The organism is Streptomyces sp. SPB074 (assembly GCF_000154905.1).
Classification (GTDB): Bacteria; Actinomycetota; Actinomycetes; order Streptomycetales; family Streptomycetaceae; genus Streptomyces.
The window spans coordinates 492029-517949 of record NZ_GG770539.1 but is presented as its reverse complement, the minus strand read 5'-3'; the positions used below and the strand labels follow the sequence as shown (position 1 = coordinate 517949).

The 25921-nt window shown below is 70.5% G+C and carries 19 protein-coding genes and 2 pseudogenes; 10 read left to right on the top strand and 11 right to left on the bottom strand.

Annotated elements, in window-relative coordinates:
• Positions 1–252: 252 nt before the first annotated feature.
• The gene (locus SSBG_RS02105) at positions 253–1953 is read left to right on the top strand and encodes a glycoside hydrolase family 13 protein (RefSeq protein ID WP_037870970.1); all 1701 of its coding nucleotides are present in this window, start codon (positions 253–255) and stop codon (positions 1951–1953) included.
• Between the two features lie 144 nt (positions 1954–2097).
• Here SSBG_RS02105 and SSBG_RS02100 read toward each other — a convergent pair whose 3' ends face one another.
• On the bottom strand, positions 2098–2805 hold the full coding sequence (locus SSBG_RS02100; RefSeq protein ID WP_008744586.1) for a FadR/GntR family transcriptional regulator: 708 nt from the start codon (positions 2803–2805) through the stop codon (positions 2098–2100).
• A gap of 400 nt (positions 2806–3205) precedes the next feature.
• Here SSBG_RS02100 and SSBG_RS02095 point away from each other — a divergent pair, with 400 nt between their 5' ends.
• Positions 3206–4270, top strand: a complete 1065-nt coding sequence (locus SSBG_RS02095) for a sugar ABC transporter substrate-binding protein (protein WP_008744585.1) — start codon at positions 3206–3208, stop codon at positions 4268–4270.
• Positions 4271–4632: 362 nt separating this feature from the next.
• Positions 4633–5715, top strand: coding sequence for an integrase (locus SSBG_RS02090; RefSeq protein ID WP_008744584.1), 1083 nt, complete (start codon positions 4633–4635; stop codon positions 5713–5715).
• A gap of 2 nt (positions 5716–5717) precedes the next feature.
• Here the strand turns inward: SSBG_RS02090 and SSBG_RS02085 are convergent, their stop codons facing one another.
• The 5 genes from SSBG_RS02085 to SSBG_RS30095 form a co-directional block, all read right to left on the bottom strand.
• On the bottom strand, positions 5718–6386 hold the full coding sequence (locus tag SSBG_RS02085) for a hypothetical protein (RefSeq protein WP_037868723.1): 669 nt from the start codon (positions 6384–6386) through the stop codon (positions 5718–5720).
• A 660-nt stretch (positions 6387–7046) separates the two neighbouring features.
• On the bottom strand, positions 7047–8225 hold the full coding sequence (locus tag SSBG_RS02080) for an amidase (RefSeq protein ID WP_050776706.1): 1179 nt from the start codon (positions 8223–8225) through the stop codon (positions 7047–7049).
• 13 nt (positions 8226–8238) lie between these two features.
• Entirely contained in the window at positions 8239–9240 is a 1002-nt protein-coding gene (locus SSBG_RS30560) for a bifunctional 5,10-methylenetetrahydrofolate dehydrogenase/5,10-methenyltetrahydrofolate cyclohydrolase (protein WP_008744580.1), read from the bottom strand.
• A gap of 17 nt (positions 9241–9257) precedes the next feature.
• Positions 9258–9731, bottom strand: coding sequence for a hypothetical protein (locus SSBG_RS02070; protein WP_037868718.1), 474 nt, complete (start codon positions 9729–9731; stop codon positions 9258–9260).
• Positions 9732–10192: 461 nt separating this feature from the next.
• On the bottom strand, positions 10193–15313 hold the full coding sequence (locus SSBG_RS30095) for a hypothetical protein (protein ID WP_050776705.1): 5121 nt from the start codon (positions 15311–15313) through the stop codon (positions 10193–10195).
• A gap of 90 nt (positions 15314–15403) precedes the next feature.
• Between SSBG_RS30095 and SSBG_RS02055 the strand changes: the two genes are divergently transcribed.
• Positions 15404–16614, top strand: a protein-coding gene (locus SSBG_RS02055) for an IS3 family transposase (protein ID WP_086023026.1) whose coding sequence is annotated in 2 segments (ribosomal slippage) — positions 15404–15695 and positions 15695–16614 — 1212 coding nt in all. Because the reading frame shifts where the segments join, the coding sequence is not laid out codon by codon here.
• A gap of 6 nt (positions 16615–16620) precedes the next feature.
• Here SSBG_RS02055 and SSBG_RS02050 read toward each other — a convergent pair.
• From SSBG_RS02050 to SSBG_RS02025, 5 genes are all read right to left on the bottom strand, one after another.
• Positions 16621–17007 (bottom strand): NAD-dependent epimerase/dehydratase family protein, encoded by a 387-nt coding sequence (locus SSBG_RS02050; RefSeq protein ID WP_050776704.1) that lies wholly within the window; start codon positions 17005–17007, stop codon positions 16621–16623.
• On the bottom strand, positions 17004–18368 hold the full coding sequence (locus tag SSBG_RS02045) for a nucleotide sugar dehydrogenase (protein ID WP_078491196.1): 1365 nt from the start codon (positions 18366–18368) through the stop codon (positions 17004–17006). Before SSBG_RS02045 ends, SSBG_RS02050 begins: the two co-directional genes overlap by 4 nt.
• An 884-nt stretch (positions 18369–19252) precedes the next feature.
• Entirely contained in the window at positions 19253–19750 is a 498-nt protein-coding gene (locus SSBG_RS02035; protein ID WP_008744574.1) for a hypothetical protein, read from the bottom strand.
• Complete coding sequence (locus SSBG_RS02030; protein WP_037868715.1) at positions 19750–20250, bottom strand: hypothetical protein; 501 nt, start codon at positions 20248–20250, stop codon at positions 19750–19752. The genes SSBG_RS02035 and SSBG_RS02030 overlap by 1 nt, the downstream gene beginning before the upstream one ends.
• Positions 20251–20369: 119 nt before the next feature.
• Positions 20370–20810, bottom strand: coding sequence for an ATP-binding protein (locus SSBG_RS02025; RefSeq protein WP_078491195.1), 441 nt, complete (start codon positions 20808–20810; stop codon positions 20370–20372).
• Positions 20811–21016: 206 nt separating this feature from the next.
• Between SSBG_RS02025 and SSBG_RS34080 the strand changes: the two are divergent.
• The 6 genes and pseudogenes from SSBG_RS34080 to SSBG_RS30550 form a co-directional block, all read left to right on the top strand.
• Positions 21017–21121 (top strand): annotated as a pseudogene (locus SSBG_RS34080) (sugar ABC transporter substrate-binding protein); the annotation flags it as partial.
• Positions 21118–21612: pseudogene (locus SSBG_RS34075) on the top strand (ATP-binding cassette domain-containing protein); the annotation flags it as partial. The pseudogenes SSBG_RS34080 and SSBG_RS34075, both read left to right, overlap by 4 nt.
• Positions 21613–21685: 73 nt before the next feature.
• Positions 21686–22741: an ATP-binding cassette domain-containing protein gene (locus tag SSBG_RS34070; protein ID WP_324603595.1), complete on the top strand. Its 1056-nt coding sequence runs from the start codon at positions 21686–21688 to the stop codon at positions 22739–22741.
• Positions 22742–22752: 11 nt separating this feature from the next.
• A complete protein-coding gene (locus SSBG_RS02015; RefSeq protein WP_050776847.1) occupies positions 22753–23766 on the top strand; it encodes an ABC transporter permease in 1014 nt (337 codons plus the stop codon).
• 137 nt (positions 23767–23903) lie between these two features.
• Entirely contained in the window at positions 23904–25349 is a 1446-nt protein-coding gene (locus tag SSBG_RS02010) for an enolase C-terminal domain-like protein (protein WP_008744568.1), read from the top strand.
• Positions 25350–25541: 192 nt separating this feature from the next.
• Positions 25542–25921, top strand: a 380-nt coding sequence (locus SSBG_RS30550; RefSeq protein WP_324603485.1) for a DUF6777 domain-containing protein, incomplete at its 3' end; no start/stop codon positions are given.

The window sequence follows — 25921 nt, the reverse complement described above, 5'->3', positions numbered from 1 at the left end:
TGACGTTCAGGGGGGGCGGGAGGGAACCGGCGGCCCTCTGCCGCGAAGGCTTCCACGGCGTCCGCGGCGCTGTCGCTCTCTCGTGCGCCCCGGCCGTCGCGACGACGCGGCCGGAGGCGGCCCGCCCGCCGCGGGACCTCCTGCCACCGGTGGCCCGGCCGCGCCGAGCGGTCCACCTTCCGGCCCCGGCAGGTGCGCCCTCCGTACCGCACGACGCGCCACCCGTACGTACACGTCACCAGCAAGGACCCCATGAGCCAGCACCGCGCCGACTCCGCCCTCGCCCCCGTTCCCGCCCAGGCCGGGCCCCCCGACCCGGTGCCCGGCGCCGACTGGTGGCGCGAGGCGGTCATCTACCAGGTCTACCCGCGCAGCTTCGCCGACGCCGACGGCGACGGCATGGGCGACCTGGCCGGCATCCGGGCCCGTCTGCCGCACCTGCGCGACCTCGGTGTCGACGCCGTGTGGCTGAGCCCCTTCTACGCCTCGCCGCAGGCCGACGCGGGCTACGACGTCGCCGACTACCGGGCCGTCGATCCCATGTTCGGCGATCTGCACGACGCCGACGCGCTGCTGCGCGCGGCGCACGCGCTCGGGCTCCGCGTCATCGTGGACCTCGTGCCCAACCACTCCTCGGACCAGCACGAGTGGTTCCGGCGCGCCCGCGCCGAGGGTCCCGGCTCACCGGCGCGCGAGCGCTACCACTTCCGTCCCGGACGTGGCGAGAACGGCGAACTCCCGCCCAACGACTGGGAGTCCGTCTTCGGCGGTCCCGCCTGGACCCGTACCGCCGACGGCGAGTGGTACCTGCACCTCTTCGCACCCGAGCAGCCCGACTTCAACTGGGAACACCCGGCGGTGCACGACGAGTTCCGCTCCGTGCTGCGCTTCTGGCTCGACATGGGCGTGGACGGCTTCCGCGTCGACGTGGCGCACGGGCTCGTCAAGGCGCCCGGACTGCCCGACGTCGGCGCCGCCGGGCAGGTCAAGCTCCTCGGCAACGAGGCGACCCCGTACTTCGACCAGGAGGGCGTGCACGAGATCTACCGCTCGTGGCGGCGCGTCCTGGACGAGTACGACGGCGCCCGCGTCTTCGTCGCCGAGGCGTGGACCCCCACCGTCGAGCGCACCGCGCACTACGTGCGCCCCGACGAACTGCACCAGGCGTTCAACTTCCAGTACCTGAGCACCGACTGGTCCGCGCCCGCGCTGCGCGAGGTCATCGACCGCACCCTCGCGGCGATGCGCCCGGTCGGCGCCCCCGCCACCTGGGTGCTCTCCAACCACGACGTCACCCGGCACACCACCCGCTTCGGCAACCCGCCCGGGCTCGGCACCCAGCTCCGCACCCCCGGGGACCGCGCCCTGGGCCTGCGCCGCGCGCGGGCCGCGACCCTGCTGATGCTCGCGCTGCCCGGCTCCGCCTACCTCTACCAGGGCGAGGAACTCGGCCTCCCGGACGTCGTGGACCTCCCCGACGAGGTGCGGCAGGACCCCTCGTACTTCCGCGCGGCGGGCCAGGACGGCTTCCGCGACGGGTGCCGGGTGCCCCTGCCGTGGACCCGCGAGGGGAGTTCGTACGGATTCGGGAGTGGCGGCAGTTGGCTTCCGCAACCGGCGGACTGGGGAGGGTTCAGTGTCGAGGCGCAGACCGGTGTCCCCGGCTCCACGCTGGAGTTCTACCGTGCCGCGCTCGCCCTGCGCCGGGCACAGCCCGCGCTCGGCGCGGGCGGCGAGGTGCGCTGGCTCGACGCGCCGGAGGGCGTGCTCGCGCTGCGCCGCGCGTCGGCGGTGGGCCGGCCCGTCGTGGTGACCGCCCACACGGGCGCCGCGCCGGTCACCCTGCCGAGCCCTGGCGAGGCGCTGCTGAGCAGCGGGGACGCACTCCCGGTCGCGGACGCGGCGGGGAACGTGGTGCTGGAACCGGACACGACGGTGTGGTGGCAGGGCTGAGCCCCTGGCCCAGGCCCGAGGCCGGGGGAGTGGTTGACCCCCGGCGCGCGGGGCGGCGGTGTGCGCGTGCGCCGCCGGGCCGCCCCGCCGCCCGCCGCGTCGCGCTCGAGGGGGCACGCCACTCCGCGCTCCCCGCCCGCCGCCTCACCCCTCCGCGCCGCCCTCCGCAGCCTCCTGCCGTGCCAGGTGGCCCGCCAGCCAGTCCTCCACCGCTCCCACGTGGGCCGCCGCCGCCGCGCGGGCGGCCTCCGGGTCGTGCGCGAGCAGGGCCCGGTGGATACGGGCGTGCTCGTCCCGGGTCCGCTCGAAGGCGCCCTCCTCCTGGAGGCCGCGCCACACCCGGGCCCGGAAGGTGCGCGAGGACAGGCCCTCCAGGATCGCGGCGAGCGAGGCGTTCCCGGCCGCCCGCGCGATGGCCCGGTGGAAGGCGAGGTCGTGGGCGAGGATCACTTCCGGGTCCTCGGTCGCCCGCATCGCGGTCAGCTCGGCCGCCACCTCGGCAAGCCCCGCCGCGTCGATGCGGGCCGCCGCGAGCGCCGTCGCGGTGGACTCCAGCACCCGCCGCACCTCCAGGAGTTCGAGCAGCTGCGGACCGCGCGAGAGACCGGCCACCACGCCGAAGGTCTCCAGCAGGTCCCCGGCCCGCAGGTGCGTCACGTACACCCCCGAGCCGTGCCGCGCCTCCAGCACCCCCATCACCGTCAGCGCCCGGATCGCCTCGCGCATCGAACTGCGCGAGATGCCGAGCCGCGCCGCCAGGTCCCGTTCGTTGGGCAGCCGTTCGCCCGGGTGCAGCCTGTCCTCGGCGATCATCGCCTTGACCTGCTCCACCGCCCGCTGCGTCACCGTCACCCCGCGCCCCGCGCCAGCCTCGGCGCGCGGCTCCTCCACCTCCGGCACGCCGCCCTCCTTCCTGCCGGTACGAGCGCGCCCCACGTGCCGCGCACGCCGGTACGCACCGTCCACTCACGACCGCTCGGGCAGCGAGTCTAACCCGGGCCGCACCCTCCCGTACCGGCAAGTGATCCGACCAATAAGCGAGTTGCGGTCCAGAAAAGGGCGTCGGGGGGCTTGCGCACGCCAAGTGGTCGGATCACTATCGCAGCGGCCGGGTTTTCCGGCCGCCGTGCGGACCACCCGTGCGGCAGCACCGCCACGTACGGGCCACCCGTGCGCACGGCACCGCCGGGGGACGCGCGCCACACCGCCCCCGCCCACGCACCCGACACCCGCACGACGAGGAGTCACGAGCATGGTCGGCAGCACAGCGCGAAGCAGCACAGCGCGAGCCCGTCAGAGGCGCCCGAGGACGGCGGCCCGCCGCAGGGGCGGGGCGCTCGGCGCGCTCGCCTGCGCGGTGCTCCTCCTCGCCGCCTGCGGCAGCACCGACAGCCCGGGCGCAGCCTCCGGCAAGGGCGGCTCCGGCACGGGGGGCGGCAAGGTCGGGGTGATCCTGCCGCTCCTGACTTCGCCCTTCTGGCAGTCGTACAACGACTACGTCCCCAAGCTCGCGAAGAGCGAGGGCGTCGACGCGCTCAAGACCGTGAACTCCAACAGCGACCCGGCCCAGCAGATCACCGACATGAACAACCAGCTCAACCAGGGCGTCAAGGGCCTCGTCGTCGCCCCCCTCGACAGCGCCGCGATCTCCGCCGGGCTCCAGCAGGCGGAGCGCAAGAACGTGCCCGTCGTCGCCGTGGACGTGGCCCCCGAGAAGGGCAAGGTCGCGATGGTCGTGCGCGCCGACAACGTCGCGTACGGCGAGAAGGCGTGCGACTACCTCGGGCAGAAGATCAAGAAGGGCAAGGTCGTCCAGATCATGGGCGACCTCGCCTCGGTCAACGGGCGCGACCGCTCGACGGCCTTCCGCGACTGCGCCAAGAAGAAGTACCCGGACCTCAAGGTCCTGGAGATCCCGGCGAAGTGGGAGTCCGACACGGCGGCGGCGAAGCTCGACACGCTGCTCGGCGCCCACCCCGACATCAAGGGCATCTACATGCAGGCGGGCGGCGTCTACCTCGCCCCGACCCTCCAGACCCTCAAGTCGAAGAAGCTCCTCTTCCCCGCCGGGGACGAGCGGCACGTCGCGATCATCTCCAACGACGGCATCCCGCAGGAGTTCGACGCGATCCGCCGCGGGGACATCGACGCGACCGTCTCGCAGCCCGCCGACGCCTATGCCAAGTACGGCATGTACTACATCAAGGCCGCGATGGCCGGGAAGACCTTCGAGCCCGGGCCCACCGACCACGACTCCGGAAGAGGTCCACGTGATGCTCGTACCGCCTCCGCTGTTCGCCATGGAGGCGGTACCTGAGTCGTCAGAGCAGCCCGTTCAGCAGTCACTGTTCGGTGATCCTCAGCCCGTTCGCGTTCCCGCTGAACTGTGGGAGCTGTGGCTTGCCGACGAGCAGGTCCGAGCCCGCTACGAAGCCAAGGTCTAAGCCGGCGCGGAAACTCGCGTGACCAGTCGAGCTGATTGCAGCGCTCCAGAAGACACATGGCAACAGCGGGTTGCGGCGGGTGAAGGTGACGGGCCGTCACCCTCACCCCGCTCCGGGAGAAGAGGTCGAGCACAGTCCGGTGTCCTTGGCTCTTGATAACGTGCCTTACCAAGAGCCAGACGGCCAGCGCTAGTCACTGCCAAAAGAGAGAGGCTGTACCTTGCATCGTGGCGAGTTGGCGATCCGCCGGGGTGCCCTCACCTCCGGACCGGATCGAGCGAAGCTGTCGGCCGGCGCCGTCGCGGCGATGGAGAAGGGCATCCCGCCGGAGACTCGAAGAGGCTACGCCGGCGACTGGCAGAGGTTCGAGGCATGGGCATTCGGCGAGGGAGCGTGTCCACTGCCTTGCTCTGCCGAGACCTTGACGGAGTACGTCACCTTCCTGACCGTGTTCCCCCGCCCCCGGACAGGGATGCCGTACGAGCCGGCCCCGATCGAGCGCGCGATGGCCGCCATCGCCGTCGCACACAAGGCTGCTGGCTTCGCTCCGCCAGACACGACCGGCGCCCGGCTCGTACTCCGGGGCTACGAGCGGGAGTTGAAGGAGACCAAGGACCCGCGGGGGAGGGTCGCCAAGGCCGCGGCTGCCACGCCGCTCATTCTGCGAACGATGATCGCGCACACGGACCTGACCACCCCGATCGGTCTGCGGGATGCCGCGGCGATGACCAACGGCTTCGCGCTCGCCGCAAGAAGCAGCGAGGCCAAGCTCCTCGACTGGGAGGACACTGCCGACGTCGAACAGGGGCTGGAGTACGACCTTTACCGGCCGAAGGTCAACAACGACCAGCCGCTCGGCGTCCCCTACGGCGCCTACCCCTCCACCTGTCCGGTCCGGCGTCTGCACGCCTGGCGCCAGTGCCTGCTGGACCTGGGTTACCCGGTCAGCGGTCCGATCTACGTACGGATCAACCGGCACGGTCACATCAACCCGCCGATGACCCGCCGCGGGCTCCCGATCGGTGATCCCTCCGGCCGCATGACCACCGAGGGCATCGCGGAGATCGTCACGCGGGCCGCCAAGCGGGCGGGCCTGACGGCTGTCCCTGACGATCTGCTCCCCAGCCTGCCGCCCCGGTGGAGCGGTCACTCGCTGCGAAGGGGCTACGCGAAGGCGGCCCGTGAGGCGGGGAAGGACATGCTGGAGTCTGGCCGTCACGGCGGCTGGGCTGACGGCTCCCGCGCCTTCGCCGGCTACTTCGACCGCGCCGCGATCTGGGACGAGGACCTGAATCCGCTGTTCGGCATCGGGCTCTGAGGTCATGGGCGGCCCACCAGGACCTGCTTCACCCTGCTGGTCTCCGCGATCCACGCCGCGGCGGCCGGGTCGATCCACCCGGCTACCCGCAGCAGCTCCTTATGCCGGGCTTCGAGGTTCTGGTGGTGAACGGGCTCATGGTGAGCAATCCGGTTGCGGAGCGCGTTCAGTCTGTCAACGGGAGTGTAGATCATCTCCCGCTTCTGCGAGCGAAGGTGTGGGAAGGCCCGACGCAGGGCCGGTGCCCAGAGCGTCGCCTGGTAGTTAGCCGCGAGCATGTACCGCCACACCCCGAACGTCGCCTCCGCGATCACCTTGCCGTGGATCTCGGGGGTCCTGCCGTTCCGGGTCGCTTGGGCTCGGGCTCGGTCGATCTGGTCGGCCAGCTTCTTCGACTTCCACGGCATCCGCGGGTCCGCGTACCAGCGACCATCACCCGAAAGGACGATCTGGTGATACCGGGTGAGCTGGCGGTCGAGAGCGTTCCGCAGGATGACCTCGAACGCACCGAGGTCCTCGTGCAGGGCGCCGGCCGCCCGGGTATTCCACACGTAGAGCTCTGCCGCCTTCGGCTGCGAGCCGGCAGCTACAACGTACTGGTCGAAGCGTCCGGGCGACAGCAGCCGTCGAAGGTCGGCGGTGGTCCACGCAGGGTGAGCGGATGATGACACGGGTAGCAGGGTATACTGAACTCGAAAACCCCGGAGCGATCCCTACCGGCCGTGAGGTCAGGCATATCACCGGGGTTAAGTCTTTGCTGGTCACGGGCCTGCAACCGGTTCGACTGACCGCTGGTAAGCCCAGTGCTTGCGGAGGGGGCTGGCCTGAGCATCAACCGGGATACTCTGGTCAGACCTTCTCGGCCCGGCGGCGACGGGGCCTCGCGTCCGCCACACCGAGGGGTCGTCCCCGTGTTCCGGGCGGAGTCTCATGACGCCGCCGGATGGTGCTACGGACCCAGTGCCGGACACCACAGACGATCACTGGCGTAGCTTCGATGCGACCTTCTGAGACATAGGCTCGCCATGTGGAGAACCGCAGTCCGGCGTAGACGGCGGCCTCCTTGTCATCGAGCAGATCCCCGGGGTGGGGGTCTTGCGGAAGAGGTGGGATGGGGCGGCCGTCACGGTGGGCTCGAACCTGTTCCTCATCCCAGAGCCAGTTACGGCTGGCTGCGGGGTTCAGACGCTTGGGAAAGTCGACGGCGAGGTGCGGGGTGGTGTTGGACAGAGTTCCAAGCGCCCTGTCGAAGATGCACGCGACGCCAGCACGATCAATGGCGGTTCGACCGTGAGGGATCATGCCATGCTCCCAGAGCTTTGGACGGTCGCTCATGTCCGCCTCTGTGACAATCCTAGGTCAGGACATGCGAAAGCCGCGTCGGCAGCGATTCTCAGCAGGAGATCGTCTGCCTTGTGGCCTGCGATCAGTTGGAGTCCCGCTGGTTCACCACGGCTCGTGGTCCCTGCCGGAAGGCTGATGGCTGGGTGACCGCTGATGTTGAACGCCCAAGTCAGCGCGACGCTCATGTGGTCGCCAGGGCCATCGTGACCGTGCGGTGGGTAGGGGGTCGTGGGCGTGGCGATCAAGTCGACGGAACGAAAGATTTCGTCCAGGCGCTGGTGGTTGTCGGAGACCAGTTCGGTGACCATGTGCGGGCGGTCCATACCGCGTCGAAGGACGGACCATGCCGGCGCGGGGTCGTGCAGAGCGATATCGACGTCAACGGGTAGTGCGAGGCCGACCTCCACCAAGCTCTGAAAGGCGTCATAGGCGGTCTGGGCGATCGAGGGATGAACGTCTGCGAATCCCAGCGTCGCTGACCATGCCACGGTGCACCTGGTCGGCGACGAGTTCAGCAAGTGCGAGGTGCCGGTGACAGCCTCAAGGTAGGCGGCGGCGTCGGCGGCGGTGCGCACGAGCGGCCCAGGTGTGTTCAGGCCGGCCGCGTCGCGGGCGGGCAGAAGTCCGTTGGTGGGTTTGAAGCCGATGATGCCGCACCAGGCGGCTGGAATACGTACCGATCCGGCGCCATCGCTGCCTGTGGCGAGCGGGACCATACGAGCGGCGACGGCGGCGGCTGAGCCCGCCGAGGAACCTCCTGGCGACCACTCGGGATTGGCTGGGTTAGTCGTGGGTCCTCGGTCGGTGTGGCCGAAGGTCTGCCATCCGGCTGTGCGGTTCGGTACGGACGTTGAACCGATAGGAATGCAGCCTGCCGCCATCAGCCGCTCACTTTGGAAGGAGCTGACTCCTTCGGTTGCCTTGACGCCTATGGGCGTTCCCGCGAGGGGGAGTCGGATACCGCGGGCTACCTGGGCGTCGATGTGGGCGGCGGCTCGACGGGCCTGATCGGGCCACGTCTCGCAGAAGGCCCTGATGTCGCCGTCCCGCTGTTCGACGCGCCGGAGGGCCGCCTCGACGGTTTCGCTGGCGGACAGTTCGCCAGCGCAGACGGCTGTGGCGATCTCGGTCGCGGTCAGGGCGGTGTATTCGGTGTCGGTGAGCACTGCTGGTCTCCGTTCAGCGGGTGCGCCCGTCGTCTCTACCGTGGTCGTGTCCGCGCTGCGGGGGCGGTTTCGGCTGGGCAAGCGGTTGGCGGGCTCGACCGGTCGGACCAGGGTGTGACGCGGTCTCGACGAAGTGCGTGCGAGGCAGGAACATCGCTTGTGGGCAAGTCCATGGTGTGAGCTCGGGGTCGGCTTCCTGGCGGATGATCCGATCCATCAGAACAGCCATTTCTATGGGTCCGACGCCTCCTGGTACCGGGGTGATGTTCTGGGGGATGTACGTGGCCGCTGGGTGGATGTCACCTGCCACTGTGCCGTCTGGCAAGGGCGTGAAGCCAGAATCGACCACTAGTCGGTGGTGCGGTTTGATGTGGTCAGGTGTGAGGATGTGCGGCTTACCGGCGGTGGAGACGACGATATCCGCGTGCGCGGCTCGTCGTAGGTCGTCACCGATGTCGAGGGGGATCACGTCAAGGCCATGATCCTTGAGAAGGCGGACGACGCCGCGGCCGACGAAGCCCCGGGCACCCACCACAGCTATGGATGCTTCTTCAGCGACGGGGATAACCACGCGGCTGATGCCATCTGCGGTGGCGCATGCCCTATGCGGGGAGCGGTCTTCGAGCAGACCGTCGATGTCCTTGATCTGCTCCAGGCGCTGCACGAGTGGTGTGAGTCGGGCTGGCGGAGGGAACTGAACGATGATCGCCCTGATGTGGTCGTCTGCGTTGAAGGCGTCAATCCGGTCGGCGAACTCGGCAGCCGAGACGGTCCCGGGCAGCACGAGATGGTCGACGGTAAACCCGAGGTAGGAGAACGCTTTTACCTTTTGGTTTGCTGAGACTCGCGAGGCTTCCATTCGCCGTACCCACTCAGGAGAGTCACTGTCAGTGGGCGTGAACCGAACGACAGCGATCCCTTTCCCAGACGGTTCAATGGCATCGCGGTACATGGCGAGATTCTCGCGTACGGACCGGAGAAGGGCGTTCCCGGATAACTGGCGCGTCTGAGCCATGGAGGTGAGCAGACCTCTCAGTCAAAGTGGCCGAGGCGAGCCAGGCTGTCGGGGATGGGCACCATCTGCCAACGAACGAGAGCCTGAGCGGCCTCTTCTGGCGTGAGCAGTCGATGGCCGCGGAGATCACTGTGGTAACGATTGCCATCGAACGGCATGGTCACCTCAGTCAGGGTCTCGGCGCCTGTGGGGTCGTAGGAGGAGAACAAACCGTGGTGCGCGAACCATTGGACCTGTTCAGGGTCCAACGTCATGTACGGCCTTACCACGTCCAGAAACGCGGTCGCGGCACTGGCGAAATCGCCAGTGATGCCCAGGGCGTCGGGGTTGCTAGCGATCTCCGAGAGCACCGCCGTAGGTTGGCCGGATAGGTCCGGATAGATCAGCCTGGCGAGACAGTGAGCGTCGAAGCCGCTGGAGTGCGGCCAATGCAGGATGCAAGTCACGACCCGAGCTTGCGCCGAATCATCGATCAGAATGTCCTGCTCCACATGTCCCCCTCTTCTGCGGATACCGACGAGCCGAGTCAGCACGGCACCCTCAGCAGTAATATACAGCAATAACGCCATGATTGGTGCCGCCTGCGGTAACCCGCTGCCCGCAGGCTGCACAGCGGGCGGGTTGGCGCGGCCTCGTGCGAGGCGGGGGCCAGAGCGAGGGGTTCCCTCCGGTCGGTCGGCGGGCTCTGCCCTAGTACGGGTTCTCGGTGGGGGTCAACCGGCGTGCTTTTTGCCGGTTGACCCCCACCGAGGTTCCGTGCTTGCCTTCGGCGCCGATCGGGCGGAGGGTGCCCCTCGCTCCCCGCCGGAACCCCCCACTCACGTCAAGATCATCACGGCGCCCCCTCCCCTCTGGGAGTGAGGCCCCCGCCGGAGGCGAAGAACCCGACCGCGAAGCGGCCGGGATTCCCTTCGGCGACTCACGGACGTGATTCCTACGGAATCAGGCCGGCCTATTCGCCTAGGCCAGCCCCGGGGTCGCGGCTGCCGCTGAGCGCCGGATGAGCACCGGGTGCTTGAGCACCGGGTCCGGCCTCACCCTGCTGCTTCTGCTCCGGCGCTTGGATGACCGGATGCGCCGGTTCGCCGAAGGGGATGCCGCCACCCGGCCCACCATCTCCATGCTCCGGGCCATCTTCGTCAAGGCTCACGGCGGCGAGGCTGGCACGGAGATCACGGAAGGAGTCGGTGAGCCTGTCGAAGGCGGCTGTGCGCTCTGCCCGCTCGATGGGGTCCTCCCCACGAAGTGCTGACGCAGCGCGCTGTGCCGAGTGGTTGAGGCCCTGCATCGCACGGTAGCCGGGGGAGTCGTGCCGACCGGCGCCGGCAAGCCGCTCAGCGAGCCGGTTGGAGAGCCGTGCCACGGTGTCGAGAGTCCGGATGGCAACGGTGCGCTCGGCGCCCTGCCAGCGAATGTCTGTGGCAAGGTCGGCTCCGTAACGAGCGATCGCCCCGGCTCGCTGCTCGCCGAGAAGTCGAGTTGCCGCAGGCCAAACTACATTGAGACGGCGCCACTCCGGAGCTCCGTTGTACTCCCTGGTGTGGCGGGTAGCTGCGCCAAAGGCGTCGTTGACCAGACGGAAGGCGTCCACCTCGCGAGGTGGCTCCGATCGCCCCGGGGCCGCGGGTCCGGTGCTGCTCTCTGTTCCATCAGGCTCCCGAATGAGGTCGGCCCGAAGGTCTCGGATGGATTCAGTCACGGCGTCGATCGCCGCGAAGTGCTCAGCAGGGTTCTGCCCCCGCAGCCGGGCGGCGAAGTTCTGGGCAACTCGGCTCAGGCCGATCAGGGCGCGGTGGCCGGGGGAGTCGTGGCGTCCGGCCTTGGAGAGCCGATCGGCAAGGCGGTTGGACAGCCGGGCCACGGCTCCCGCGGCCCGGATGCCGACAGTTCGCAGCATCCCTTGCCACCGGATGTCCGTCGCGAGGTCCGCACCGTACCTGGCCAGCACGTTACGGGCGTTCTCCCAGACACGCTGAGTGGACTGCCACACCTCCCTGAGCTGACGCCATTCCGGGGCTCCGTTGAACTCCCGCTCGTGCCGGGCGGCTGCGACGAACGCCTCCTCCAGCTCCGGCAGACCCTCAACGCCCAGCTCTGGGTTGGGCTGCTCCCCGGCTGGCTGCTCGACCTCGGGACGGAGTTGTTCCAGGGCGGTGATGAACCTTGCCAGAGGGTCGTCAAGTTGGTTGTCGTCTGCCGCTGGATCGCCAGGGAGGCTCTGTTCCAGGTCGGCTCGAAGCTGACGGATGGCCTCGACAGCTTGGTCGATCGTTGCGGGGCCGCGTTCGGCCAGGTCTGCTTCTGCCACGAGTTCTGGCTCCTCTGTCGCTTCCAGCCGCGACTCGCCGCGGGCAGCTTCATCCTCGGTCGCTATCGGCTCTGCCGGAGACAGTTCCTCCTCCGCGAGTGCCAGCACGTCAGCATCTGGTGCGTTCGAGTTCTCCACTTCGGTCTGCGCCGAAGCGAACGCCCCAGCGTACTGACCTCGCTGGTCTTGATCCCGAACAGCAGCCTCCCGCCCCGCCCTCTGCCACTCCGCGCGGATCACGTCGTGCACGTCCTGGGGGAATCCGAGCGCGGCAGGGCCGATTCTCCACAGCGTGCGCAGAGCGTCTACCGCGGCGGCAGTCCGTGCAGCGGCAGCCTCGAAGGTCGGCTCGTCAACTTGGGGGAAGACGGGGACAACTGGGATCACGAGAGCAAGCTGCTGCGGTTCCTCAGCCACGGGTGCTTCCTCACTCGATGGGGTCCGGGCGGTTTGCGGAGCGATTCCTAGGGAATCACGGGCGGCCCCGGCGACCGGCTCTACGACCGCAGGCGGACCTACAACGGCGAGCGCCCCGGCGGCGGGCTCCGGATCAGCAGCCGCTCCCGGCCCGGCAACCACGGGCGGCTCGGCGGCGGGCACCTCGGCGGCGGACGGCTCCTCGGCGGCGGACGGCTCCTCGACGGCGGACGGCTCCTCGACGGCGGACGGCTCCAGCTCGGCCGCGGGCTCCGGCACGGCGGCGGGCACCTCGGCGGCGGGCACCGGCCCGGCGGCGGACGGCTCCTCGACGGCAGGCTCCAGCCCGGCCGCGGGCACCCCGGCGGCGGGCACCTCGGCAGCGGGCTCCAGCCCGGCCGCGGGCACCTCGGCGGCGGGCACCGGCCCGGCGGCGGACGGCTCCTCGACGGCGAACGGCTCCAGCCCGGCCGCGGGCTCCAGCCCGGCCGCGGGCACCTCGGCCGCAGGCACCGGCCCGGCGGCGGGCACCTCGGCCGCTGCGGCTGCCCGGATGCGCTCCAGTAGGTCGATCGTGTCGCCCATGGTGGAGGTGGTCCTCATCCGGGCGATGTGCACGCTGGCACGGTCCCGAAGGCTTTCCAATACCGCTCGGCCAACGTCGCTGTCCTGCGCGACGTCTGGATTGGCACGCAAGTAGGTCAGCAGCGCGTCAATGGCCGTGATGACCTTGTTCCACGCCCGCTGCTGGATCTGGTACATCTGGTCGCCGGTATCGCGGTGCGCGACTGCATCCTGCACGGCCGCTGCCAGACGGTGACCATCGCTGTCACTTGGCTCGGCGCTAAGCCTCGCGGCCAGAGACGAGCTGTTCCACTGGTCAACGAGGTGTCTGCGTTCCTGGGCAGCCTCCAACCAAGTCTGCGTGTGGGGCTCCCTGTAGTGGGCACTCCGCAGGTCCACACTCGGTGCGGCCTGCTCAGGCTGGTCTAGGTCACCGAATAGGCTGTCTTGTTGAGGCTGGGTGATTCCTACGGAATCACCCACCCGCTCCGGCACTGCCGCAGGTGGCTCGGGCTCGACCACCGCGGGCTCGGCGGCAGGCAACTCCGGCGAGACGATCACTGGTTCAGGATCACCGAACAAGGTGTCTTGCTCAGCCCCAACGATTCCTACGGAATCGGCCCCACCCGGCTCGGCGACAGCAGACTCGACGGCGGGCTCTGGTTCCTCATGCGGCACAGGCGGTTCATCCACCTGCGCGCTGTCTGAAAAGAGCGGGAGCGTGCCAAGCGGCCCAAGGGCATCCCCGGCGCCCGGCTCCTCGACGGCCGGTTCCGGCTCGACGACGACCGGCTCCTCGACGGCGGGCACCTCGGCCGCGGGCTCCGGCTCGACGGCAGACGGCTCGGCCGCAGGCTCCAGCTCGACCGCGGGCGCCGCAGCCGGCCCCACCCCGGCGCCCGGCTCCTCGGCCGCAGGCTCCGGCTCGGCCGCAGGCTCCGGCTCGACGGCAGGCTCCGGCTCGACGGCTCGGGCGGTTGGCAGTTCCGGGGCAGGGTTCGCCTGGTCATAGGCCGTGAGGGCAGCCGCGGCCTGGTCCACCTTGGCCTGGTGGGGCGCTCGTTGCTCGGCACGATCCTGAATGGCCTTTTGACGGCTCTCCGGGGTCCGGTGCCTCTCCGGATCGAGCATGGACTCGGTCAGTTCGGGGAGCTTGTCGCGTTCGGTGATCGCCCCCACGATGGCGTCCAGTAGCTCGACCCGGCGTCGTGCGTGCTTGATGGCGGCCCCGTAGTCCACGGCTGCCTGCTGAGCGTTGAGTAGCGTGATCTCGGCTTCGAGCACCGGCACGCGCTCACGATCCATGAGCTGGTGATCTTCCGCCTTCTCCAAGGCGGTCGCCAATCGCCCAATGATGGTGCCGCCGAACCTGGAGTTGGCCAGGTCTCCGATGGAGCAAACGGATTCGCTGTGCCGCAGGTCAGGGAAGCCGACATGGGCGCGGATCTCGGAGCCGCCGTCAAGGATCTCGGGGCGGACGGCGAAGTCGAGTCCGCCGAAGGTGCCGACCTTCGTCCAAGCTCCCAGCCCTAGGGTGCTGTGGCTGCGCAGGGCCTGGGTCACCGCCTGGCGAAGCACGGGGCCGGCGTCGCCGCGCTGGTCGAAATCGCGGTCGCCGATCTGGATGCGGAAGGCGTCGCCGCGAGTGGTCTCGGTGATCCGCGGTAGGGCAGCCTCCCGGGAAACGAGAGCACGGTTGGTGCTGCTGAGTTCCGCCTCCTTGGCGAGCAAGAGCTCGGCTTGGCGAACTCGGTCGGCGGCGTGGTTGCGGCGGTCAGATTCCAGGCCCTGGAGATGGAGCTTGGCCTCCATGAACTGCCTCATGTAGGGGTTGCCGCCGATCTCGGCGGCCATCGTGGCGTAGTCCCAGTCGGTCGCGCCGATCTCTTCCACGCTGTCGTTGTCGTCGTCGCCGACACCAGGTGGCCGCTGGATGTCGCGTAGGCCCTCCGCCTTCGAGGTGAGCAGTCCGACCTGCCAGGCGTCCATGCTGCCCTTAGTGGCCAGGAAGTAGACATTCACCTCCTCGTGCTGGTTACCGGGGCGGACGATGCGCCCGTTGCGCTGGATCATGCTGGCCGGAGTCCAGTCCTGGTCCAGATGCATCAGCGCATAGGCCCTGTTCTGGCCGTTGAAGCCGGTGCCGAGCACTTCGGTGGAGCCCATCAGGACAGCGATGCCGCCATGGTTGGCGGCCTGGGACATCGCGGCCTTCTTCTCCGGGGTGGCATTGTCCTGGGCGAACTGCACCAGCTCGCGAGGAACGCCGCGGTCGGCCAGCAGATCGCATAGCTCGGCATAGAGGTCGAAGTTCCCCTTGTTGTTACCGCCAGGGGTTCCGCTGTTGCAGAACACGAAGAACAGGCCACCCGGTGTCGGGTGGGGGGTGTCGTCGCGCTTGGAGACGGCGTAGGTGTGGTCCTTGTGGGCGTGGTACCCGGCGGCGATGATGTCGGCCGCCTCCACCAACTTGTTCGCCGCGGGTGCCTTGGCGTCTACCAGCCGGGGGTCCAGCGCGACCGCGCGGCCTTCGCCGGAGACGGCCAGCATGTTGTCCTCTTCGCGGGTGACGTCCCCGGCGTGGATCGCCTGGCCCCGGGCCACGAGGGTCTGGAGTCGGGCGCGCTGGTCGGCGGTCGGCTCGACCAGCACCAGCTTCGGAGCGCCACCAGCGAGCCGGGGCCGCTCGATCCCGACTTCTTCGCCGGTCTTGGTGTCGGCCGCCAAGCCCCACACGGTCTTCATCGTGGACTTCGACACGAAGCGAGAGAACCGCTCGACCACTGCCAGACCGCTGCCGTCCGGGGGCCCTGACCCTGGAGTTTGGACACCGGAGAGACTTGGATCTTGATGGTCCAGGAGAACGGAGTCCCTGTGGGGATGAAGCATTACCCCGCCGAGTTCAAGGCGGACGCGGTCGCGTTGTACCGGTCGCGTCCGGGAGCGACGATCAAGTCGGTCGCCGCCGATCTCGGAGTGAACACCGAGACGCTGCGGAACTGGATCCGGGCCGCCGACGGACGCCGCGCCGGTGCCCATTCCGCCCCCGCAACGGCACCGCAGCCTGCCGGTGACCCGGTTCAGGCGGAGCTGGCCGCCGCGCGCAAGAGGATCCGCGAGCTGGAGGAAGAACGCGACATCCTCCGCAAGGCGGCCCGGTATTTCGCGACGGAGACGCGCTGGTGAACCGCTGCCAGTTCGTTGAGGATCACCAGCGCCGATACGGCGTGAAGCGGCTCTGCGACATTCTCGGGATCGCCCGCTCGAGTTTCTATTACTGGCGTCGCACCGCCCCGGCTCGCATGGCCCGTCAGGCCGCTGACGACCGGCTCGCGGCCCGGATACGCAAGGCCCACAAGGAGTCCGACGGCACCTACGGAGTCCCGAGGATCACTGCCGAGCTCCGCGACGAGGGCGGCCAGGCGGTCAACCACAAGCGCGTTGCCAGGATCATGCGGACCATCGGCCTCGAAGGGGTCCGTCTGCGGCGCCGGCACCGCACCACCATCGCCGACCCGGCCACCGCGAAGGCCCCGGACCTGATCGGCCGCGACTTCACCGCGAAGGAGATCAACACCAAGTACGTCGGTGACATCACCTACTTGAGCGTCGGCGGCGGACGGTTCTGCTATCTCGCGACAGTGATCGACCTGTGCTCGCGCCGCCTGGCAGGCTGGGCGATCGCCGACCACATGCGCACCGAGCTCGTCATCGACGCCCTCGCCGCCGCGGAACGGACCCGCGGCAGTCTGAACGGGGCGATCATGCACACCGATCACGGAGCCCAGTACACCAGCGGGGCCTTCGCGGACGCCTGCCGCCGGGCCGGTGTCCTGCAGAGCATGAGCGCCGTCGGGTCCAGCGCGGACAACGCCGCCGCCGAATCGTTCAACGCCAGCTTTAAAAGGGAGACGTTGAAGGGCCGAAAGGGCTGGTCAAGCGAGCGCGAGGCACGACTCGACGCCTTCCACTGGCTGTCCCGCTACAACACCCGACGCCGTCATTCCCGGCTCGGCCAGCGAGCCCCGATCACCTACGAGATCACCGTCCACCCAACCTCAACTACCCTGGCCCGAGCCGCATAGACGTGTTCAAACTCCAGGGTCAAGGCCCGCCGCCACGACCAGCGGCCCGCCGGCGCGGCGGGCAGCCTCCAGGACCGTGAGCGTGCCGGTCGCGTTGGCCTGGTGGCTGGCCATCGGGTCAGCCATCGACCGGGGAACGGACGGCAGCGCGGCCAGGTGCACCACGGCGTCGGCGCGGGTCATGGCCTGGTCGAGCAGTCCAGCGTCGAGCACGCTCCCGTGCCGGAAGTCGGTCTCGGGCAGATCGCTGCCCAGCAGGCTCATGCTGCCGGTGGAGCAGTCATCCACGACGGTGACCCGCCCGATCGCCGGGTGCCGCAACAGCCAGGACACCAGGTTGGACCCGATGAATCCGGCACCGCCGGTGACGGTGACCCGCAGTCCGCCGGTCACAACTGCTCCACGGCGGCGGTCAGGCGGTCCGCCAAGCGGCCCCGGCAGTCGAGCACGAAGGGCGAGAGGGCGGCCACCCGGTCGTAGTCGAAGGTCTCGTGATCGGTCAGCAGCACCACGGCGTCCGCGGCGGCCAGCTCCTCGTCAGTCGCCAACACCAGTCGTACGCCGTCGAGCGAGGCTGGGACGGTGGCGGGGTCCACGAAGGAGTCCACTGCGCGGACCTGTGCTCCGTGGTCCACCAGCAGGTGGGCCACCTCCAGCGAGGGGGACTCACGCAGGTCGCTGCTGCCGGGCTTGTAGGCCAGGCCGAGCAGCAGCACCCGCGCGCCGTCGAGCGAGCGCCCCAGGCCGGTCAGGTACTGACCCACCCGGCTCACCACGTAGGCGGGGCGGCCGGCGTTGATCTGCGCGGCGAGGTCGATCATGCGCGACCCCTGGCCACGGGACTGCTCCGCCCACCAGGACAGGTACACGGGGTCGATCGGCAGGCAGTGGCCTCCGATGCCGGGGCCGGGGTCGAAACGCATGAAGCCGAACGGCTTGGTCTCCGCGGCGGCCACCGCCTCGCGGAGGTTCAGGCCGGTGTCGCGGGCCACCTCTGCCAGCTCGTTGACCAGCGCGATGTTCACGGCCCGGAACGTGTTCTCCAGCAGCTTCGCGAGCTCGGCTTCCTCGCACCGTCCCACCGGGACGACCCGTTCGACCAACCCGCGGTAGAAGGCGGCGGTGCGCTCCAGCGACGCAGAGTCGATGCCGCTGACGATCTTGGGAGTCGTCGCGAGGGTCCACAACCGGTTGCCGGGGTCGATCCGCTCGGGGCTGAACCCCAACGCGAACTGGTCGCCCATCCGCAGCCCGGAGACCTCCTCCAAGATGGACCCCAGGATGCTCCGGGTGGTGCCCGGGTAGCTGGTGGATTCCAGCACGACCAACGCGCCCTCTGGCAGGTACCGCCCCACCGTCCGTCCGGCCGCGAGCACGTACGACAGATCGGGCACGCCCTCACGCAGCGGCGTCGGGACGGCGATCACCGCCACGTCGAACCCTGCGGCATCGTCCGGCGTCGAAGTGGGTCGGTAGGTGCCGTCCCGCAGCAGCGGCCCCAACTGTGCGCTGGTGATGTCCTCGACCGGCGAACTGCCGCAGGCCAGGGCCTCCGTCCGGTGCACGTTGGTGTCGAGCCCCACCACGTGGTGACCCATCTGGGCAGCCCGCACCGCCAGGGGAAGCCCCACGTAGCCCTGGCCAACAACCAGGACCCGGAGGGAATCCACTACGCCGGGGCGGTCGTCGGTCTGCACAACGGCCCCGGCTGCAACCGGCGTTCGTGTGCTGGCTGGTATGGATGCACTGAACATCAAGGTGCTCCTCAAGATCGAAGGGAAGTGCTCGCCGACGCACGGCTCGGGCCCACACCGGGGCCTCGGCTACGGAGTCGGTCACCGGTCGCTGGAGGGCATGAAGGGGGCCGGCTCAAGCACGACCAGACCGAGCTGGTCCGCCAGATCCTGCACAAGGGCGTGCGCGCTGTCCGGGGTGATCAGCACTCCGTGGGCAGCGCCGGGCCGACCGTTCCTGCCCTCGACTCCCAGACACAGGGCGATGGGGCGGTCCGCACGTCCGGTCGGCCGGACCGAGACCTCACGCGCCGGTAAGTCGCCGTGGTGCTCGTCGTCGGCGGGAGTAGTCAACTTCATCACGTCCGTTGGCCGTTGGTGCTGTTGGAGGGTGCGCTGGCCCCGCCCCAGCGGGGCCAGCGCGTCCGCTCGGGAACGCCCAAGCGGAGTCTGGTGGGGTGCAGAAGGCGGTGCTGGCGGTCAGGGAGTGCTGCCGGCCAGCACCGCCTCGTGCCTTCCGCGCGCTGACCCCGATGCAGGCTCGGCGGCGGGAACGCCTCCCGCGCCCGGTATGGGAGAGGGCGGGGGAGGAACCGGTGTCCTTCTCCCAGCCTGACGCGCGGCAAGGTCGCGGCCGGGCACTCGGCGGGGGAGGGAAGCTGCGGTGTCGTCGGGAGTAGTGGGCGCCGATGCGGAAGTCGTCGGCCTCGCGGCTTCGCGGACATGGCAGGCGGGGGCTTGGGGGCAGGGACACGGCGGGAAGCCGTGGAGACGAATCTCCGTTCCCGGGGCAGGCTTGATGGAGTCGTAGCGGATCGGAGGCCGAATCTCCTCCCGCTCGGTGGTGGTCTCGCCGGTGGGCGCGGTCACCTGGACCAAGCGGTAGAAGGAGAACGTGACGACGCTCATCGCGCCCCCTCGGGGCGCCGCGGCGGCGAGAAGGCCGCTGCCCCCCATACGAAGTCCAGGAAGGCCGTACGGGAACAGATGCGGGCTGCGATGCGCCGGACAACTTCGTGGTCCCACGCGATCGTGGTGGTCGCCAGGGTGAGGACACCTTGGACTTCGCCGCGGTCCACCTGGCCCAGGATTTGCATGATGCCGGGGCAGCCGGAGGTGAGGGTCGAGACGCCGGTCGAGCGAACGATGTCCACGAGGTGGTACCCGCGGGTGTCCGCCGCTTCGCGGAGGGCTCGTTCGCCGTCCTCCCACCCGTCTCCCTTGACCTGCCGGAGGTAGCCGACGACCGGTATCCCCAGCTCTTTGGGAGACGTGACTGTTTCCGGTTCACCGGGCACCGCCTGCGGCCCCCGGGCGGACAACGGCTTCACCAGGGGGTGGCTGCCGTCGTCCACCCGGGCCTGCACCCGGCCGTCGCGCAGAGGTTGCGTCATGGTGCTCATCAGCGCGCCTCCAGCAAGTTCGAGGCGAACTCATGGAGCATCTGCCGGAAGAACTCCGTGTGCGGGCAGTCGGCGTGGGTGTACTGCCCCCCGCATCCCTCGCAGGGGTCCGGCGGGTCACCCCTGCGGAGGTGCGGCTGCAACCACATCCGGACAACGCGCCGGTACAGACCGACCATCTGGCGTGTCTCCGGCGACACCGCGGTGCTGGTGGAGCGGGGCAGCCTTTCCTCAGCCATCCGCAGCAACTCGCTGGTCGAGTGCTCCTGGATCGGCAGGTCCGGGGCGTGCTCGGTCAGTAGCTCCCGGAAGAGGCCGGCCTGCGAGCACTTGGCGTAGGTGAATTCCCCGTCGCATCCCTTGCAGGACCTGTTCTGGTTGCCCTTGTACAGGTGGGGCGTCAACCAGACCTGAACGATGCGCTGGTAGACCCCGACCATCTGGTGGACGTTCGCCGCCACCTCGTCGGTGGTGCCGAGTACGAGGTGGACCTCGGCCATCGCTAGCAGCTCGTCGTTGGTGTAGCGCCGACGCCCCTGTGCCGGCTTTGCGTGCCGCCCCGGAAGCGGTAAGGCGCGACCGGCAGCGGGCTCGGTGGCGACGGTGGACGGTATGGAGGTCATCCGGCAACTCCGATCAGGCAGGCGTCCTTCTCGAACCACACGCACTTGCCGGGAGACCTGGACTCCACGCCCCAGCGGGAAGACAGCATCTTGATGAGGAACATCCCCCTGCCTCGGTCCATCGGCTGGTGCCGTGTGGGCAGAGGGTCCGAGAGCTGAACCTCGGCCGGGATGATCGACGTGGGGCGGCGGTCGTCGCAGTCCACGACCTCGACGTGGACCATCGGACCTTCCCTACGGACCAGCACGGCCACGGTCTCGCCGTGGGCGGCGTGCGTGATCGAGTTCGTCAGGGCCTCCGAGAGACAGACGATCAGATCGTCCGCGATGGAGCCGAAGCCCCATTCGGTCACCGTCTTGCACACGGCTTCCCGTGCGTCTCGGACGGCATCGGGGCGGGCCGGCACGTCGAAGATCACTTCTTCGCGTTCGTCCATCAGGGTTTTCACCGCCTGTCCAAGGACACCAGCGAGGTCGGCGCCTGGCGGAGCGACTCGGGGCTGGTCCTCATCAGTTCGTCACGCAGGACTTGGGGATCGGTCAGCGCTCCGGAGCCATCGGGCCGCACCAACCAGGTGCGACCCTTCGCGCTGCGGCCCGGCACCGGGCACGTCAGCGTCTTCTCCTGACCTGCGGCCGCCGCATCGTCAAGACCCCCTCGGGGAACCTGGAGGACCAGCTCCCCGCGCCGCTCGTCACGAAGGAGAACGTGGACGACCCGAAGCTGTGGGGGAACACGGCGAAATGAGCAGCCCCGCAAGCCCCGCAAGCCCCGCAAGCTCCCAGGGCCCGCCGCCGCTCGCCGAGGCCCGCTCGGTGAGCAAGCGCTACGGCGCCACCGTCGCCCTCGCCGACGGACGTCTCACCGTCCGGGCGGGCGAGTCGCACGCCCTCGTCGGGCGCAACGGCGCGGGCAAGTCCACCCTCGTCTCGCTCCTCACCGGGCTCCAGGCCCCCGACAGCGGCGAGATCCGCTTCGACGGCGCCGCCGCCCCCGGCCTCGCCGACCGCGCGGCCTGGCGCGCCAAGGTCGCCTGCGTCTACCAGAAGCCCACCGTCGTCCCCGACCTCACCGTCGCCGAGAACCTGTTCCTGCACCGGCAGCCCACCGGGCGCGGCGGCCTCATCTCCTGGCGCCGGCTGCGCGCCGAGGCCGCCGCGCTCCTCGGCCACTGGGACGTCCACGTCGATCCGGGGGCCCGCACCGGGGACCTGCGCGTCGAGGACCGGCAGATGGTGGAGATCGCCCGCGCGCTCAGCATCGGGGCCCGCTTCATCGTCCTGGACGAGCCCACGGCACAGCTCGACAGCCGTGAGATCGACCGTCTCTTCACCCGGATGCGGGCGCTGCAAGAGGCGGGCATCACCTTCCTGTTCATCTCGCACCACCTCCAGGAGGTGTACGAGGTGTGCCAGACCGTCACCGTCCTGCGCGACGCCCGCTGGATCACCACGGCCCCGGTGGCCGAACTGCCCCGTGCCGCGCTGGTCGAGGCGATGGCGGGCGAGGCCGTCGCCACCGCGGAGAACACCCCGCGCCACGAGGTGCCCGCCGACGCGCCCCTCGTGCTGGACGTCGCCGGGCTCACGGGCGAGGGCTACACGGACGTGTCGCTGCGCGTGCGCGAGGGGGAGGTGGTGGGGCTCGCGGGGAGCAGCGGCAGCGGGAAGATCCAGCTCGCCGAAACCCTTGCCGGGCTGCGGGCCCCCCCGCTCCGGCACGGCGAGCGTCCTCGGCCGTCCGCTGCCCTTCGGCGACGTCGCCGCGACACTGCGCGCGGGCATCGGCTGCGTGCCGCGCGACCGGCACGAACAGGGCCTCGTCTTCGGGATGACGGTCGGCGACAACGCGACGCTCGGGGTGCTCGACCGGCTCGGCCGGTACGGATTCGTGCCGCCCGCGCGCAAACGTGCCCTCGCCACCGCGCTCATCGAGCGCCTCGGCATCCGCACCGAGGGTCCGGCCCAGCCCGTCTCCGGGCTCTCCGGGGGCAACGCGCAGAAGGTCGTCATGGCCCGCGCGCTCGCCTCGGACCCGAAGGCCCTCGTCCTCGTCAACCCGACGGCGGGCGTGGACGTGCGCTCCAAGGAGTCGCTGCTCGCCCGCGTCGACTCGGCGCGCGAGGACGGCACCGCCGTCCTCGTCGTCTCCGACGAACTGGACGACCTGCGCCGCTGCGACCGCGTCCTCGTTCTCTTCCACGGCCGCGTCACCGCCGCCTTCCCGGCCGGCTGGCACGACCACCGGCTCATCGCCGCCATCGAGGGCGTGGCGGGGGAGGGGGACGAGGGCGCCGGGCCCCCGCCGCCGGACGGCCCCACCACTCCCGCACCCCCGCACCGCTCCCCCGAAGGGAAGAGGCCGTGACCCAGACCACCCTGCCCGCCGAGACCCGCGAGAAGCCGGTCGCCGCCCCGCCGGGCAACCGCTCCGTGCTGCTGCGCCGGGCCCGTGAACTCGCCCTCGTCCCGGCCCTGGTGCTGCTCCTCGTGCTCGGCGCCGTGCTCAACGACGCCTTCCTCACCGAGGCGAACCTCATCTCCGTGCTCGGGGCCTCGGCGGCGCTCGCGCTCGTCGTGCTCGCCGAGTCGCTCGTCCTCATCACGGGGAAGTTCGACCTCTCGCTCGAATCCGTCGTCGGCATGGCCCCCGCCGTGGGCGCGATGCTCGTCCTCCCGGCGAGCGCCGCGGGCTTCGGCACCGAGGTCCCCACCTGGCTCGCGCTGCTCGCCGTCCTCGTCGCCGGGGCGCTCATCGGCGCCTTCAACGGCTTCCTCGTCGTCAAGCTCAAGCTCAACGCCTTCATCGTGACGCTCGCGATGCTCATCGTCCTGCGCGGGCTCCTCGTCGGCTCCACGGACGGCAAGACCCTCTTCGGGATGCCCGACGCCTTCTACACGCTCTCCACCACGACGCTGCTGCACGTCCCGCTCTCGGTGTGGGTCGCCGCCGTCTGCTTCGCGGTCGCCGGGCTGTTCCTGACATACCACCGCATCGGCCGCGCGCTCTACGCGATCGGCGGCAACGCCGAGGCGGCGCGCGCCGCGGGGGTCCGGGTCGAACGCGTCATGCTCGGCGTGTTCGTCGTCGCCGGGCTGCTCGCCGCGCTCGGCGGGCTCATGCAGACGGGCTACGTCGGCGCCATCAACGCCAACCAGGGCCAGAACATGATCTTCACCGTGTTCGCGGCGGCCGTCATCGGCGGCATCAGCCTCGACGGCGGCAAGGGCACGATGTTCGGCGCGCTCACCGGCGTCCTGCTCCTCGGCGTCGTGCAGAACCTCCTGACCCTCGCACAGGTCCCGGCCCCGTGGACCCAGGCGATCTACGGCGGCATCATCCTCGTCGCGCTGATCCTGGCCCGGGTCACCACCGGGCGGGCGCAGGACTGAGCCCCCGCCCCGCGCACTCGTGCCGCGGCCCCCGGGCCGCGGGCACGGCCGTGCGCCGCGACCGGGCGACCGGTGGCGGCGCCGTGCGCCGGTGCGCCGGTACGTGTCCCGCCGTCCCCGACCGAGAGAGGTCACCCGTGACCGCAACACCCCCCCGAGTCACCGCCGTCGACACGCTCGACGTCCGCTTCCCCACCTCGCGCGAGCTCGACGGCTCCGACGCGATGAACCCGGACCCCGACTACTCCGCCGCCTACGTCGTGCTGCGCACCGACGCGGACGACGGGAACGAGGGGCACGGCTTCGCCTTCACCATCGGGCGCGGCAACGAGGTGCAGGTCGCGGCGATCGAGACGCTGCGCCCGTACCTCGTCGGCCGCTCCGTGACGGCCCTGTGCGCCGACCCGGCGAGCCTCGCCCGCGATCTCGTGGGGGACAGCCAGTTGCGGTGGCTGGGGCCGGAGAAGGGCGTGATGCACATGGCGATCGGGGCGGTGCTCAACGCGGTGTGGGACCTCGCGGCCAAACGGCGCGGGCTGCCGCTGTGGCGGCTGCTCGCCGAGGCCGAGCCCGAGTGGCTCGTCGCGCAGGTCGACTTCCGCTACCTCAGCGACGCGCTCACCCCCGCCGAGGCCCTGGACCTGCTCGCTCGGGGCCGTGAGGGCGCCGCCGCCCGCACCGCGCGGCTGCGCGAGCGCGGCTACCCCGCCTACACCACCTCGCCCGGCTGGCTCGGCTACGACGACGAGAAGCTGGCCCGGCTCGCCCGCCGCGCCGTCGCCGACGGCTTCCGGCAGATCAAGCTCAAGGTCGGCGCCGACCTCGCCGACGACATCCGCCGCTGCCGCGTCGCGCGCGCCGCGATCGGCCCCGACGTGCGCCTCGCGCTCGACGCCAACCAGCGCTGGGACGTCGAACGCGCCGTGACCTGGGTACGCGCGCTCGCGCCCTACGAGCCCTACTGGATCGAGGAGCCGACGAGTCCCGACGACGTGCTCGGCCACGCGGCGATCCGCCGGGCCGTCGCCCCGGTGCGGGTCGCGACGGGCGAGCACGTCGCCAACCGCGTCGTCTTCAAGCAACTGCTCCAGGCGGGCGCGGTGGACGTCGTGCAGATCGACGCGGCGCGGGTCGGCGGCGTCAACGAGAACCTCGCGATCCTCCTCCTCGCGGCCAAGCACAGGGTCCCGGTGTGCCCGCACGCCGGGGGAGTGGGGCTGTGCGAACTCGTGCAGCATCTGTCCATGTTCGACTTCGTGGCGCTCTCGGGAAGCACCGAGGACCGCGTGATCGAGTACGTGGACCACCTCCACGAGCACTTCCTCGCCCCCGTCGTCATCGACCGCGCCCACTACCGGGCGCCCGAGACGCCCGGCTTCTCGGCCGAGATGCGCCCGGAGGCGCTCGCGACGTACCGCTACCCGGAGGGCGAGTACTGGCGGGCGGACCGGCAGGCGGCGGAGGCGGGGGCGGCGAAGGCGGTGGACCCGGTGGAGGCGGAGGCCGTGGCGGAGCCGGAGGCCGGGGCGGGGGCGGCGGGGGCGGACCCGGCGGTGGTGGCCGGCCCCGGGACGGTGGCGTAGACGGTCGCGCGGGAGAGCCGAGGGCCGCAACCGGAAGAGAACCTTCGCCCGCATTCCTCCCGTTTGCGCCGTTCCCTCCCGCCCGGCACACAATGGCGCAGCACCCGGAGCGGCCGCGCGGAGCCCGCGCGGTCCGCTCCGGGTCCGCGCGGCCGTGCCCACCGGGGGCGCCGCCCGAGCCGGGAGGACACCGTGCGCACAGCTCTCCGGACCGCCCCCGCCGTCCTCGCCTCGGCCGTGCTCGCCCTGCTCGCCGCCGGGGCAGCCGGGTGCGGCGCGGGCGAGCCGCGCGCCGAGGCGGCGGCGGACACCGTCCTGGAACGCGCGGGAGCGCGCGGCCCCGCCCCCTTCACCGCCGCGGCGACGCGCGCGGCACCCACGCCGCTCACCCGGACGGAGCAGCCGCTGCCCGGGGGCGAGGGCGACGAGGACGACGGGCCCCGCCTCGTCGCGGGGGACACCCCCGGGCTCTACGCGGGCCTGCCCGCCCGTACCGGCTGCGACGTCCGCGCCCAGTCCCGGCTGCTCGCCGCCGACCGGCCGCGCGCCACGGCCTTCGCCCGCGCCGCCGG